Annotated in this window: 13 protein-coding genes and 1 riboswitch; all 13 genes read left to right on the forward strand. The window is 32.1% G+C overall.

Annotated elements, in window-relative coordinates; translation table 11 throughout:
* The first annotated feature begins 69 nt into the window (after positions 1-69).
* On the forward strand, positions 70-684 hold the full coding sequence (locus B5D41_RS02805) for a DUF4912 domain-containing protein (RefSeq protein WP_078809087.1): 615 nt from the start codon (positions 70-72) through the stop codon (positions 682-684).
* A gap of 32 nt (positions 685-716) precedes the next feature.
* On the forward strand, positions 717-2312 hold the full coding sequence (locus B5D41_RS02810) for a glycoside hydrolase family 57 protein (RefSeq protein WP_078809088.1): 1596 nt from the start codon (positions 717-719) through the stop codon (positions 2310-2312).
* Positions 2313-2372: 60 nt separating this feature from the next.
* Positions 2373-3626: a glucose-1-phosphate adenylyltransferase gene (locus B5D41_RS02815; RefSeq protein ID WP_078809089.1), complete on the forward strand. Its 1254-nt coding sequence runs from the start codon at positions 2373-2375 to the stop codon at positions 3624-3626.
* 15 nt (positions 3627-3641) lie between these two features.
* Entirely contained in the window at positions 3642-5318 is a 1677-nt protein-coding gene (gene glgA / locus B5D41_RS02820; RefSeq protein WP_078809090.1) for a glycogen synthase GlgA, read from the forward strand.
* A 116-nt stretch (positions 5319-5434) separates the two neighbouring features.
* On the forward strand, positions 5435-7681 hold the full coding sequence (locus B5D41_RS02825; RefSeq protein WP_078809091.1) for an alpha amylase N-terminal ig-like domain-containing protein: 2247 nt from the start codon (positions 5435-5437) through the stop codon (positions 7679-7681).
* 50 nt (positions 7682-7731) lie between these two features.
* On the forward strand, positions 7732-9219 hold the full coding sequence (gene malQ / locus B5D41_RS02830) for a 4-alpha-glucanotransferase (RefSeq protein WP_078809092.1): 1488 nt from the start codon (positions 7732-7734) through the stop codon (positions 9217-9219).
* Positions 9220-9331: 112 nt separating this feature from the next.
* A riboswitch (cobalamin riboswitch) is annotated at positions 9332-9486 on the forward strand.
* 140 nt (positions 9487-9626) lie between these two features.
* Positions 9627-9992: a sirohydrochlorin chelatase gene (locus B5D41_RS02835; RefSeq protein WP_159442872.1), complete on the forward strand. Its 366-nt coding sequence runs from the start codon at positions 9627-9629 to the stop codon at positions 9990-9992.
* A gap of 2 nt (positions 9993-9994) precedes the next feature.
* The gene (locus B5D41_RS02840) at positions 9995-10609 is read left to right on the forward strand and encodes a precorrin-8X methylmutase (protein ID WP_143555644.1); all 615 of its coding nucleotides are present in this window, start codon (positions 9995-9997) and stop codon (positions 10607-10609) included.
* Positions 10610-10681: 72 nt separating this feature from the next.
* A complete protein-coding gene (gene cbiD / locus B5D41_RS02845) occupies positions 10682-11812 on the forward strand; it encodes a cobalt-precorrin-5B (C(1))-methyltransferase CbiD (protein ID WP_078809094.1) in 1131 nt (376 codons plus the stop codon).
* Positions 11788-12414: a precorrin-6y C5,15-methyltransferase (decarboxylating) subunit CbiE gene (gene cbiE / locus B5D41_RS02850; RefSeq protein ID WP_078809095.1), complete on the forward strand. Its 627-nt coding sequence runs from the start codon at positions 11788-11790 to the stop codon at positions 12412-12414. Before cbiD ends, cbiE begins: the two co-directional genes overlap by 25 nt.
* Entirely contained in the window at positions 12407-12997 is a 591-nt protein-coding gene (cbiT, locus tag B5D41_RS02855) for a precorrin-6Y C5,15-methyltransferase (decarboxylating) subunit CbiT (protein WP_078809096.1), read from the forward strand. The genes cbiE and cbiT overlap by 8 nt, the downstream gene beginning before the upstream one ends.
* A gap of 1 nt (position 12998) precedes the next feature.
* Positions 12999-13715: a precorrin-2 C(20)-methyltransferase gene (gene cobI / locus B5D41_RS02860; RefSeq protein ID WP_078809097.1), complete on the forward strand. Its 717-nt coding sequence runs from the start codon at positions 12999-13001 to the stop codon at positions 13713-13715.
* Positions 13715-14479, forward strand: a complete 765-nt coding sequence (cobM, locus tag B5D41_RS02865; protein ID WP_078809098.1) for a precorrin-4 C(11)-methyltransferase — start codon at positions 13715-13717, stop codon at positions 14477-14479. The genes cobI and cobM overlap by 1 nt, the downstream gene beginning before the upstream one ends.

Genomic DNA, 14479 nt, shown 5'->3' on the forward strand with positions numbered 1-14479 from the left:
AAGTGAATTGAGTTTAGATAATAGTAAATATGTCATAAATTTTATTTTTTTAAAAAAGGGGGGGATCATATGGTATCATCGACAAGTTGGAATGAAGGTAGCCAAATAAGTGGACAGATTGATTTTCAAGAGAAGTATTTACCAAAATATGGGGGTGGAAATCAATTTTCTAAAAAATATCATATTAACAAGATAGTTTTAAAAGTAAAAAATCCAGAATGGGCTTATGTATATTGGGAATATACTCCTGATAAGTTACAGGAAATAACTTATCAAGCGGGTTATGAGGAAACAGATGAAGCTCGTTTAATATTAAGAGTATATGATACAACTCCAAAAAAGGAGATTGATTTTTATGATATTAGTATCACTCAAGAGCATGATAGTTGGTATATTAGCGACTTAGAACCAAATCATTCGTATAAAGTTAAGTTAGGAATTTTAGATGATGAATTACAATTTAATTCTATGCTTAAATCTAACGAAATACATACACCACCTAATGATATTAGTGATATAGCAACAGAGGAATTGATGAGAGTTAATGAGAAATTGAAAAGAATATATATGTTATCTGGAATTGATAATTCTAGTAAATATAGTTCTGCAGAATTCATGAAAAAAATAAAGGAGAGAATACAAGAGTCTAGTTTAAGAACTGGATATAGTTCATTTGGAGGCTAAAATAAGATTAAGTAATATAGGGGTGATAAATTTTGTTAAAAGATAAAGGTTATTTATCGTTAGTATTACATGCTCATTTGCCATTTGTACGACATCCAGAACATGAGGATTTTTTAGAAGAAAGGTGGCTATATGAAGCAATTACTGAAACTTATATTCCTTTGATAAGCCATTTTGAAAAATTGCATAAAGAAAAGATTGATTATAGATTAACTCTTTCTTTAAGTCCTACTTTAATTACAATGTTAGCTGATCCCTTATTGCAACAACGTTATATTGAATATCTTAATCAATTACTTGAATTAGCTTCTAAAGAATTAAAGAGAACTCAAGGTCAACCTAAATTGAATCAAATTGCAAATATGTATCTTTTTAAATTTCAACAAGCTAAAGATATTTTTAGTAAATATAAGAATAATTTAGTTGCAGCTTTCAAAAAGTTTCAAGAGTTAGGCTATTTGGAGTTAATAACTTGTGGAGCAACACATGGATATCTACCATTAATGCAAGAGAACCCAGAGTCAGTTAGAGCTCAGATTGAGTTTGCCATAAAGAATCATAAAAAACATTTTGGTCAAAAACCATCAGGAATTTGGCTACCAGAGTGTGGTTATTATCCGGGACTTGATGAAATTTTAAATGAATATGATATTAGATTCTTTGTTCTTGATACTCATGGAGTGCTATATGCTAAGCCGCAACCTAAGTATGGAGTGTTTGCCCCTATATATACTCCATCAGGAGTAGCTGCTTTTGGTAGAGATAATGATTCTGCTAAACAGGTGTGGAGTGCAGATGAAGGATATCCAGGTGATCATGATTATCGTGAGTATTATAGAGATATAGGTTTTGATTTACCGTTAGATTATATTCAATCTTATATTCATGAAGAAAATGTTCGAATTAATACAGGAATTAAATACTATAAAATTACTGATGATGATTGCAAGTTAGAAGATAAAGAAATTTATAATCCGAAATTTGCTTTTAAGAAAATAAAGAGTCATGCTGCAGACTTCATTTCAAAACGAATAGAGCAGGTTGAGTACTTAGACGAATTAATAGATCGAAAACCTATGATTGTAGCTCCTTATGATGCAGAGTTGTTTGGACATTGGTGGTACGAGGGACCTAGTTTTCTGTACCATGTCATTAAAGAGGTAGCCAATGAAGGAAAGATTGAGTTAATTTCGCCTATCGATTATTTAGAAGAATATCCAGAGAATCAAGTCTGTCAACCGCCATTGTGTAGTTGGGGGGCTAATGGTTATAATGATGTTTGGCTAAATGACAATAATGATTGGATTTATCGCCACTTACATCAAGCAGCAGATAAAATGACAGAAATAGCTACTGAGATATCAGATCCTAATTCATTAGTCAAAAGGGCATTAAATCAGGCTGCGCGTGAATTATTATTAGCGCAAAGTAGTGACTGGGCTTTTATTATGAAAACAGGGACTATGGTAGAATATGCAGTAAAAAGAACTAAATTTCACATAAATAACTTCTTTAATCTTTATAATCAAATTAAGACTAGTAGTATAGATGAGGGGTGGGTAGAAGAATTAGAGAATAAGAATAATATTTTTCCCGAAATTGATTATCGGGTATATAGTAAGCAGTAATAAGTAAATGATTCTTTATAATGATTATAAGTTAAATGATCTCTTAAGCGAGGTGTAATTATGAATATTTTAGCATTAATTTTAGCTGGAGGTAGAGGGAGTAGGCTAGATATCTTATCAGAGGATAGAGCTAAGCCTAGTGTGCCTTTTGGTGGTAAGTATCGTTTAATTGATTTTACTTTGAGTAACTGTGTTAATTCAGGAATTTACACTATAGGTGTTTTGACACAATATTTACCTAGATCATTGAATAAACATATTGGTATTGGGAGACCTTGGGACCTTGACCGACAGTTTGGTGGTGTAACTATTTTACAACCTTATACAGGTAGAAAAGGGGGATGGTATCAAGGTACAGCCCATGCTGTTTATTGCAATATAAATTATATAAAAGAGATGGATCCTGAATATGTTGTTATCTTATCTGGAGACCATGTCTATAAGATGAATTATGCTGAAATGGTTTCATATCATAAGAAAAAAGGAGCTGATTTGACGATTTCAGTTAAACGAGTTCCTATGAAAGCTGCTCATCAATTTGGAATTCTAGATGTTAATGATGATATGCAAATTATAAATTTTGAAGAAAAACCAGAAGAACCCACCAGTAATTTAGCTTCAATGGGAATTTATGTTTTCAGTAAAGAGGCTTTAGTTAATAAATTAGAGGAGTTTTGTAATCAAGGAGACTCTGATTTTGGTCATCATATAATCCCAAGGATGATAGAGGATACAAATGTATTTGCTTATGAACATGAAGGCTACTGGCGAGATGTGGGAACGCTTGAGTCATTTTGGGAAGCTAATTTATCTTTAACTGGTCCTATGCCAGAAATGGATTTATATGATGAAAATTGGCAGTGGCATACTCGAAGTGAACGTAAGCCTCCGGTTAAACTTGGACCACAGGCAGAGGTTAGTGAAAGTTTACTCTCTAATGGGGCAGTTATTAATGGTAAAGTTACAAACTCTATTATTTCTCCAGGAGTATTTATTGAGGAAGATGCTCATGTTAAAGATTCAGTTATTTTTAATAATACTACAATAAAAAAACACTCTGCAATTTGTAAAAGTATAATTGATAAAGAAGTAATTATAGGTAAGAATACTAAGATAGGCTCTTGTAGTATTCAAGATGTTAATTTCGAACAACCAGAACTTTTACATAGTGGTTTAAGTTTAGTAGGAAAAGGGGTTCAAATTCCAAATGGTACTTTAGTTGGAGGAAATTGTAGAATCTTTCCTGGGGTTAAAGAGAAAGATTTCAGTAATAAGAATATTAAAAATGGAAGTACGATCAGAACGCGGGATTAAAAATGGAGGGATAGTATGCAAGATAAATTAAAAATCCTTTTTGTGGCTTCGGAAGTAGATCCTTTTATAAAGACAGGGGGCTTGGCTGATGTGTCAAGCTCCCTGCCCCAGGCAATTGAAGAGTTAGGTCATGATATTCGAGTAGTAATGCCTGAATATAAGCAAATTTCAGATAGATATATCAATAAGTTAGAGCATGTATTACATTATAAAACTAGGGTAGCTTGGCGTAATAATTATGTTGGAATTAATAGATTAGATAATAACGGGATCCCAACTTATTTTGTAGATAATAAAAATTATTTCAATCGTGATACTATATATGAGGAAGAGGATCGACATATTCAGTTTGCATATTTTTGTCGAGCTGTTTTGGAGATGCTACCTAAGATTGATTTTAAACCAGATATTATACATTGTAATGATTGGCAGACAGGGCCATTGAGTATGATTTTAAAAGATAATTACAAAATGTATGACTTTTATGAGGATATTAAGACAGTATATACAATTCATAATTTAAAGTATCAAGGGGAGTTTGGAAAAAAGATTTTAAGTGATGTATTATGTTTAGATTCTGCTCATTGGAAATCAGGAGTGCTTAAACATAATAATTTTGTGAATTATATGAAGATGGGAATTAATATGTCAGATACTGTTACTACAGTTAGTAAGACTTATGCCAAAGAAATTACTACTCCTTATTTTGGAGAAGGATTGGATTATGTAATAAGAATGAATGAAAATGATGTATATGGAATTGTTAATGGTATTGATTATCAAAAGAATAATCCAGCTAATGACCAAAATATTTATGCTAATTATGATCTTAATAATCTAGAAGGAAAGTTAAAAAATAAGAGACAATTGCAAAAAGATATGGGTTTATCAATAAGAGATGAAGTCCCTGTGATCAGTATTGTTTCTAGATTAGTTGAACAAAAAGGACTTGATTTGGTCAAATCTATTATTGATGATTTAATGCAAGAAGATATTCAATTAATTATTTTAGGGACAGGAGAAGAGAAATATGAACATTTTTTTCAGCAAATAGCTAAATATTATCCGGATAAAATAGCTACTAATATTAAATATGATGTAATTTTAGCTCAGAAAATATATGCCGGAAGTGATATTTTTCTAATGCCTTCTAAATATGAGCCCTGTGGTTTAAGTCAATTAATTAGTTTAAGATATGGTACTATTCCAATAGTTAGAGAGACTGGTGGTTTGAAAGATACTATTTCTGCTTATGATGAAATCACTAATCAGGGTAATGGCTTTAGTTTTAAAGATTATGATACTCAAGATATGTTAGACACTATTCTCCGTGCTATTAACTTTTATCATCAACCGAACATTTGGAAACAAATAGTTAAGAATGCAATGAATTCAGATTTTAGTTGGAAGAATTCAGCTCAAGAATATATTAATTTATATTATAAAACATTGGATATAGGTTCTGAAAAGATGAATGATAATATAAATATAAAAGACAATTCAAAAATTAATATTAATCTTGCTTCTATTGATGAATTAAAAGATTTAAAGGGAGTTGGAGCTGTATTAGCTAAGAATATATTAGATTATAGAAAGGAAAAAGGCCAATTTAAAGATCCAGAAGATTTAATGAAAATAGTAGGGATTGGAAAAACTAAATATAATTTATTTAAAGATAGAGTTATAGTTTAATTAATAAAGTAATAGTTAAGTAAAATTATTCAAATGTATAAAGTAGATAGAAATATTATAAAATAATATTGAAGAGATTTTAAGTATGCTAGATTGTCAAAGCTGGGGGGATAGAAATGTCGGAGACTGTGGAAGTGAAATTTACTTATAAACCGGTAATTTCAATAGAGAAAGTTAATTTAGTTGGTGATTTTAATGATTGGGACCGGCAAGCAACGCCTATGTTTGATGATAATGGGGATGGAACTTACGAGGCTACCTTAAAGGTAGAACCTGGCGAATATCAATATAAATTTTTAATTAATGAAGATAATTGGCAAAAGCCACCTGATGCTAATTATTATGTAGATGATGGGTTTGGTAATAAAAATGGAGTAGTTAAAGTAGAAAGTTTTGAACATTTTGTCCCTCCTGCAAAGCGAGGTAATGGACAGATTACAGTTGAAGCATTAGAACATGATAATGCAGAAAAAACTTTTATTAATCCACTAGATAAGGATAAAGCTTCTATTAGATTTCGGACAAAGCGACATGATGTAGAAAGAGTTATTTTACATTATAATGATGGTCATACAAAGGAAGTTAAGTTAGCACCATTTGTTGTTGATAATCATTTTGAATTTTATAGAGGGATTATTAATGTAGATAGCTCGAAGTTTCAATATGTATTTAAGATTCAAGACGGAGATAGAGTGATTTGGTATGATAAAGATGGATTTCAAGAAGAAAAAAAAGATAATCCGTTAAAAGAAAGTAAACTTTTTGAATATGACTTATCAACTGTAGATATATTTAAAACCCCAGATTGGGTTAGAGATGCAATTTTTTATCAAATATTCCCTGATAGATTTTACAATGGTAATCCGGATAATGATCCAGATAAAATAGGGATATATAAAGATAATAATAATTTATATGATGCTATAATTCCAGATTGGGAAGAAGGGGTACCTCCTAGTTCCCCAGTTATAACTAGGGATGTTGATTTTTATGATGATAATAATGCTATTCATCCAGAGGGAGGTCACTATGTATTCTATGGTGGAGACTTACAAGGGATTGAAAAGAAATTACCTTATCTTAAAAAATTAGGGGTCAATGCTATTTATCTTAATCCAATATTTAAAGCTACGTCTAATCACAAATATAATACAGAAGGTTATGAATTGGTTGATGATACTTTAGCGATCAAAGGTGACTTAGAAGCTTCAGAAGAATATTTAATAGAATTAATGCAGAAATTACATAAGAATGATATTAAAGTTATATTTGATGCAGTTTTTAATCATACAGGATATGAACATTGGGCATTTCAAGATATTGTAGAGAAGGGGCAAGACTCTAAATATGTAGATTGGTATCATATTAAAAGTTTTCCAATCATCCCACTACATGAACAGAATAAAGAAAATCCACCAAATTATGAATGTTGGTGGAACTTTGGTCATTTGCCACAGTTGAATACCGAAAATTCTGAAGTACGTGAATATTTATTTGAAGTAACAAAAAAGTGGATGGACCCTAAGGGTAATGGTGATTTATCTGCTGGAATTGATGGTTGGAGATTAGATGTTCCAAATGAAGTTAAGGATATGTACCCTGATTTTTGGAAAGAATGGAGAAAGTTTGTTAAAGAGATTAATCCAGAAATATATATTGTAGGAGAAATTTGGGATGATGCTTCTGGTTATTTACAAGGAGATGAATTTGATAGTGTAATGAATTATCGTTTTAGAGATGCAGTTGTTAGATTTATTGGATTAAATGAAATAACTGCTGATGAATTTGCTAATGAATTAGGTAAATTACGACTGCAGTATCCAGAACAAGTTAATAAAGTTATGTTTAACTTAATAGGAAGTCATGATACTACTAGATATTTAACTGTAATTAATGAAAATAAAGAAAGACTAAAATTAACAGCATTTTTTCAAATGACGTATCTTGGAGTCCCAGTAATTTATTATGGTGATGAGATTGGTATGAAAGGAAAAGATGGTTGTGATTGCCGCAGAACTATGATTTGGAAAGATAGAGGTTATACTAAACCAGACCAAGATATCTTAGAACATTATCAGAAATTAATCAAAATTAAGAAAGAAGAAGTAGCTTTACGAAGAGGGAATGTTAAACATATTGATATAAAAGATAATGAGCTTTATATTTTTAAACGTAGCTATAAAGGAGAAGAGCTCTTAGTTATAATTAATGTTAGTGAGAATATTTTGGGATTAGATTTAAATGTAAACCAGGAGGATGGAGAATACTTAGAATTATATCAAGGAGGAAAGGTAAAAGTAGAAAACGGTGTATTAAGTATTAGGTTACCTGGAATAGCTGGAGCAATAGTTAAATTAAAGTAAACTATAATAAGCTTAGATATAAATTATTATATCGAGGGGGAGAAAAGTTAATGAACTTTGAAAGAAAAAGTGGTATCCTATTACATCCAACTTCATTGCCAGGGAACTATGGAATAGGTTCTTTAGGTGATGAAGCTTATAAATTTATAGATTTTTTAATCGTAACAGAACAGAAATTGTGGCAAGTGTTTCCACTAGGACCTACAGGATATGGAGATTCTCCTTATCAATCTTTTTCTGCTTTTGCAGGAAATCCTTTATTGATTAGTTTGGATAAATTAAAAGAAGAAGAATTACTTACAGAAGAAGACTTAAATGTGGATGTTGACTTGCCTAAGGACCATGTAGATTATGGGAAAGTGATTAACTTTAAATTTCCTCTTTTAGAAAAGGCTTTTCATGAATTTAATTCCTCTACTTCTCATTTAGAGAGAAATAAGTTTGATCGGTTTTGTAAAAAAAATTCAGAATGGCTAGATAATTATGCTTTATTTATGGCTTTAAAAGAATATTTCGGAGGTAAGCCTTGGACAGAGTGGGATGATGATATAAAGTTTAGAAAGGATTCTGCTGTTGATAAATATAAAGTCGAATTAAGTGGAAGGATCCAGTTTCAAAAATTTGTTCAGTATACTTTCTTCAAGCAGTGGTATCAGTTAAAATCTTATGCCAATCAAAATTGTATTAATATTATTGGAGATATGCCTATTTTTGTCGCTTTTGATAGTGCAGACGTTTGGGCTAATCCTGAAATTTTTGAATTAGATAGAGAGGGAAATCCTATAAATGTAGCCGGAGTACCTCCAGATTATTTTAGTAAAACCGGGCAGTTATGGGGTAATCCGTTATATGATTGGAATAAATTAAAAGATAGGGGTTATAAGTGGTGGATAGATAGATTTAATGCAATGTTGGACTTAGTAGATGTAGTTCGACTAGACCATTTTAGAGGGTTTGCTGCTTATTGGGCTGTGCCTTATGGTGAAGATACAGCAGTTAATGGAGAATGGGTAGAAGGTCCAGGAGAGGATTTCTTTAAAACAATAGAAGATGAGCTAGGAGAACTACCAATTATTGCTGAAGATTTAGGAGTAATTACACCAGACGTTGAGAAGTTAAGGGATGATTTTGAATTTCCAGGAATGAATATTTTACAATTTGCTTTTGATTCTCAAGAAGATAATGAATATTTACCACATAATTATTCAAGAAATTCTGTGGTTTATACAGGAACACATGATAATGACACTATTTTAGGGTGGTATCAAAAAGCAAGTTCTGAGGTTCAAAATTATACTCAAGAATATTTAAATGCTAATAGTAATGAAATTTGTTGGGACTTCTTAGGAGCAGCTTGGTCCTCTGTTGCAACATTTGCTATAGCACCTTTACAGGATGTTTTATGCTTAGATAGTGAAGCTAGAATGAATACTCCAGGTCAGGCAGTAGGAAATTGGCAATGGAGGTATAGAGAAGATATGTTAACGGATGATGTAGTGAATAATCTTAAAAAGTTAACTCAATTGTACTATAGGTAATTAAGTTAAATAATATTTGTTTTTTTAATCACAAGGAAGGACTTTCTTATTAACTAAAGAATAATATAGTTAGAGTGTAATAATATGGAGCAGACTAGAGAGAAACTGTAAAAAAGAATATAAGCACTTAGGTGCCTTTCAGAGTGAGTTTGAGAGGAGAATAGGGAATCAGGTGAAAATCCTGAGCGGGCCCGCCACTGTGACTAGTTTGTTACGTTTAATGTTAAAACTAGAAGTCAGGAGACCTGCCTAAGTGTTGACCTACTAGATCTTCGGTGGCAAAGAAGGGTAGGGGATGTTATATAACATAATGTTATATAAATTTTAGGCTAAAAATCCTCAATCTACATCGAGATTGAGGATTTTTTATTTTAAATTTTAATTTTAAAACTGAAAGGATGATATTAATGAAAACAGGAGTAATTATTTTAGGACACGGAAGTAAGGCAGAGGAGTCAAATCAAGCATTTCACGAGTTTTGTCAAATGACTGAAGAAAGTTTGAATTATGATCTTGTAACTGGATGTGCTTTGCAGTTTGCTGAACCACGTTTAAATGATGCTGTAGCAGATGCAGTAGAAGTAGGGATGGAGCGATTAATAGTAGTTCCACTATTTCTTTTTCCAGGTAATCATGTTCAAAAAGATGTACCAAAAGCATTAGATAAATTAAAAGAAGAGTATACAGATGTTGAATTTATTTATGCAGATCATATAGGAAGTGATGATAGGTTAACGGAGATAGTTGCTGATAGAATTAAGGAGGTAGTTTAAATTTGAAAATTATTGAAGATCCAAAAGCAATAGAAGCAAAAAGTATGCAGATTATAGAAGAAGTGGCTAATTTAGATTATGCTGAACGAGAAAAAAAAGTAGTTAAAAGGGTTATTCATGCTACAGCTGACTTTGATTTTAAAGATTTAATTATTATTGCTGATGAGGCAATTGAATCAGGTTTAAAAGCTTTAAAATCAGGATCTAATATTGTAACTGATGTTAATATGTTACGAGCCGGTATTAATAAGCGAAAATTAGGTGCTTTAGGTGGAGAATTAGAATGTTTTATTAGTAATGAAGATGTAGCTAAGGAAGCAAAAGAGTTAGGAATTACTCGGTCAATGATGTCTATGCGTAAAGCTAGTAAAAACCCTAAAAATAAGATTTTTTCTATAGGTAATGCGCCTACTGCTCTTTTTGAATTAATGAAGTTAATAGAAGCTGGGAAAGTAGAACCTGAATTAATTATTGGTACTCCAGTTGGATTTGTAGGAGCTAAGGAATCTAAGGCGGAATTAGAAAAGTTAGATATTCCATTTATTACTGTAAAAGGAAGAAAAGGAGGAAGTAGTGTAGCAGCATCGATTACAAATGCTTTGTTGTATATGACTTAAAAAAAGATATAGTATAAAAAAATGATGATTGTTAAGTTGGAAAGTAAAAGTAGAGGATTAGAGGTGACAGTCATGTTTGAATCATATGTAGTACGGGATGGCAAAAAATTAAGAAGAGGATATACTACTGGAACTACTGCTGCTGGAGCTGCAAAGGCTGCTACAGATACTCTATATTCCGGAAGATTAGTTAGGAAGGTCAAGGTTGACACTCCTGCTAAGATAGTTGTAGATTTAGAAGTAATCAAGATAAAAAAGAAAGAGAATCAAGTCAGTTGCACTATTCTTAAAGATGGTGGAGATGACCCAGATATTACTGATGGTTTAGAAATTATAGCTGAAGTAAGCAAAATAGAAAGTGGAGTTGAACTTGAAGGTGGTCAGGGAGTAGGAAAGGTGACTAAGCCTGGATTAGTAGTTGAAGTTGGAGAAGTTGCTATAAATCCTGTGCCGCGCAAGATGATCATTCAAGAAGTAAAGAAAGTCTTACCACCAAAGGCAGGAGTTAAGATTAAGATTAAAGTATCTCGCGGTGAAGAAATAGCTAAGAAGACCTTTAATCCTCGTTTAGGAATTGAAGGTGGAATTTCAATTTTAGGCACCACGGGCATTGTAGAACCAATGTCTAAAAAGGCATATAAGGAGTCCTTAGTAGTAGCTATAGACCAGGCTATAGCCGAAGGAAATAAAGAGTTAGTCTTTATTTTTGGGAATTATGGTAAGCGAATGGCTAAGAGTTTAGGAGTCCCTGATAATCAGTGGGTGAAGATGAGTAATTTCGTTGGCTATATGTTAAAGAGAGCAGCTGAAAAAGGGATAAAAAGAATTATTTTATTAGGGCATATAGGAAAGTTAGTTAAGGTAGCAGCTGGAATTTTTGATACTCATAGTAAAGTGTCTGATGCTAGATTAGAAACAATTGCTGCTTATACTGCTAGTCTAGGTGGTAGTCAGCAAGTGATAGAAAGAATTTTGCAAGCTAATACTACAGAAGAGGCACTCCAAATTTTAAAAGAGGTAGGTTTAGCAGAAAACGTCTTTGAAACCCTAGCTCAACGGGTAGTAACTAAAGCTACAGAAAAAGTAGATGGAGCAATAGATTTTGGTTCTATTTTATTTTCAATGGATAAAGAGGTCTTAGGCAGTGATGGAGTAGAGTTAGAGAAAGGTGATAAAGAATGGAAAATCAAATCTATATCCTAGGGATAGGTCCTGGTTCAGAAGAATATTTATTACCAATTATTAAACGCCTAGCAACTGAATCTGATGTCTTAATTGGTGGCAGAAGAGCTTTAGATCTTTTTTCAGATTTAGATAAAGAGGAATTAGTTATTAAAGCAGATTTAGAAAAAAATCTAAATTATATTAAAGAAAATTATAAGAAACGTCAGATTGCAGTTTTAGTTTCAGGAGATCCAGGACTTTATAGTATGTTAAATTATTTATCTAAGCATTTTAGTCGAGATGAATTTAAAGTTATCCCTGGAATTAGTTCTTTACAATTAGGCTTTGCTAAAGCAAAGTTAGTTTGGCAAGATGCTAAAATTACTAGTTTACACGGTAGAGATAAATCAGAATTATTAGATTTTCTAAGAAAAAATGATAAAGTAGGATTCTTTACTGATCATAAATTTCCCCCAAATGAAATTGCTAAATATTTATTAAATAATGGTATGCAAGACCGCCGGGCTTTTGTAGGTGAGCGATTATCATACGATGATGAAAGAAATATTGATGGCACCTTAGAAGAAATAAGTAAACATGATGATTTTAAGATGTCAGTAATGGTGATCTATAATGAATAATTGGCAGTTTCAGACTCCTGGCATCCCTGATGATTACTTTATTAGAGGTCAGGTCCCTATGACTAAAGAAGAGGTGAGAGCCCTTACTATCTCTAAGTTAAGACTAAAGAAAGATAGCATAGTCTATGATATCGGGGCTGGAACCGGTTCTTTAACAATAGAGGCCGGTTTGATTGCTAATGAAGGGGAAGTATGGTCAATTGAAAGGAAGATTGAAGGTATTGATTTAATTGAAAAAAATATTAATAAATTTAAATTAGATAATATTAATGTCATAAGCGGAGAAGCTCCACAAGCCCTAGAAGGATTACCATCAGCAAATAGAGTGATTATAGGTGGAAGTGGAGGAAGGTTAGCGGAAATATTGGAGATAGTTGATCAAAATTTAAAGCCAGAAGGCAGAATTGTTGTTAATGCAATAACTTTAGAAACATTATTAGATGCTAAGCAGAATTTATTAGATTTAAATTATGAATTAGATATAGTGACAGTTAATATTACAAGAACTAAAGAGGTAGGCGATTATTATATGCTAGAAGGACAGAATCCTGTTTATATTATTGCTGGTGAGAGGAGAAGATAAGATGACTGGTAAATTTTATGGAGTAGGAGTGGGACCTGGAGATCCTGAATTAATGACACTAAAGGCTAAAAGAGTATTAGAGAATGTGGATATCATTTGTACTCCTAAATCAGCAGTTGGTAAGGAGAGTATAGCGTTATCTATAGTTGAAAAGGTTTTAGAAAGAGAGATAACAATTAAAGAATTAATATTTCCTATGACTCATGACCAAGATAAATTGAATGCTTTTTGGAATGAAGCCAGTGTTGAGATTAGAGATGAATTAGAAGCAGGTAAAGATGTTGCTTTTATTACTATTGGTGATCCATTATTATATAGTACTTATATTTATGTTTTAAAGAGGTTACAAGGAGATGGGATTGAGATAGAAACGGTTCCAGGGATTAATTCATATTCAGCTTGTGCAGCAGCTATGAATCGACCTTTGGCTGAAAAGAATGAAACAGTAGCTATTATTCCTGCAGCTTATGATTATGATGATTTAGAAGAGACGTTAAAGAAATTTGATAATTCAGTATTAATGAAGGTGGCCAGTAATTTCGATGAAGTAGTCGATAAACTAGAAGAGGCAGGAGTTAAAGATTATTCATTCTATGCTAGTAAATGTGGACAAGAAGAAGAGGTTTTAACTACTGACTTAGATTCATTAGTTGGTAAAGATTTAGATTACCTATCTATGATAATTGCTAAAGATGCAATTAAGGAGGATGATGAATAATGAAGGTATACTTTATTGGAGCAGGACCAGGAGATCCAGAATTAATTACAGTTAAAGGTCAAAAGATTATTAAGAAGGCAGACTTAATTATTTATGCTGGTTCATTAGTGAATCCAGCTGTTTTGGATGTTGCAAAAAATAATTCCGAAATTTATGATAGTGCAGCCATGACTTTAGAAGAGGTTTTAGAGAAGATGGAAGCAGCTATAGCTGATGGAAAGCTAGTTGCTAGAGTGCATACCGGAGATCCAAGTATTTATGGGGCAATTCAAGAACAGATGGATGCTTTAGAGGAAAAAGGAATTGATTATGAAGTAATACCAGGAGTTAGCTCTTTTTTAGCTACAGCTGCAGCATTAAAGCGGGAATATACTCTACCCGATGTAAGTCAGACAGTAATTGTTACTAGACTAGAGGGGAGAACTAGCGTCCCAGATAAAGAGAAACTTCATAAATTAGCTAAGCATAATGCTTCTATGGCCATCTTCTTAAGTGTACACATGATTGAAGATGTGGTTAAAGAGTTAGCCCAAGAATATCCTATAAAAACTCCAGTAGCTGTAGTTCAGAAAGCATCTTGGTTTGATGAGAAAAAGGTAGTAGGCACATTAGAAACGATTGCTGCTAAAGTTAAAGAAGCAGAAATTAATAAGACAGCTATGGTTGTAGTTGGTGACTTCTTAGATACTGAATACTCTAAATCTAAACTTTATGATAAAGACTTTAGCCATGAATATAGGAAGAGTAAGACTGGGAGTAATTAA

It is taken from the genome of Selenihalanaerobacter shriftii (assembly GCF_900167185.1).
Lineage (GTDB): Bacteria > Bacillota > Halanaerobiia > Halobacteroidales > Acetohalobiaceae > Selenihalanaerobacter > Selenihalanaerobacter shriftii.

Excerpts from the sequence above, each read along its gene's own strand:
- B5D41_RS02805 (WP_078809087.1), top strand. The coding sequence starts at position 70 with ATGGTATCATCGACAAGTTGGAATGAAGGTAGCCAAATAAGTGGACAG.
- B5D41_RS02815 (WP_078809089.1), top strand. The coding sequence starts at position 2,373 with ATGAATATTTTAGCATTAATTTTAGCTGGAGGTAGAGGGAGTAGGCTA.
- glgA (WP_078809090.1), top strand. The coding sequence starts at position 3,642 with ATGCAAGATAAATTAAAAATCCTTTTTGTGGCTTCGGAAGTAGATCCT.
- B5D41_RS02825 (WP_078809091.1), top strand. The coding sequence starts at position 5,435 with ATGTCGGAGACTGTGGAAGTGAAATTTACTTATAAACCGGTAATTTCA.
- malQ (WP_078809092.1), top strand. The coding sequence starts at position 7,732 with ATGAACTTTGAAAGAAAAAGTGGTATCCTATTACATCCAACTTCATTG.
- B5D41_RS02835 (WP_159442872.1), top strand. The coding sequence starts at position 9,627 with ATGAAAACAGGAGTAATTATTTTAGGACACGGAAGTAAGGCAGAGGAG.
- cbiD (WP_078809094.1), top strand. The coding sequence starts at position 10,682 with ATGTTTGAATCATATGTAGTACGGGATGGCAAAAAATTAAGAAGAGGA.
- cbiE (WP_078809095.1), top strand. The coding sequence starts at position 11,788 with ATGGAAAATCAAATCTATATCCTAGGGATAGGTCCTGGTTCAGAAGAA.
- cbiT (WP_078809096.1), top strand. The coding sequence starts at position 12,407 with ATGAATAATTGGCAGTTTCAGACTCCTGGCATCCCTGATGATTACTTT.
- cobI (WP_078809097.1), top strand. The coding sequence starts at position 12,999 with ATGACTGGTAAATTTTATGGAGTAGGAGTGGGACCTGGAGATCCTGAA.
- cobM (WP_078809098.1), top strand. The coding sequence starts at position 13,715 with ATGAAGGTATACTTTATTGGAGCAGGACCAGGAGATCCAGAATTAATT.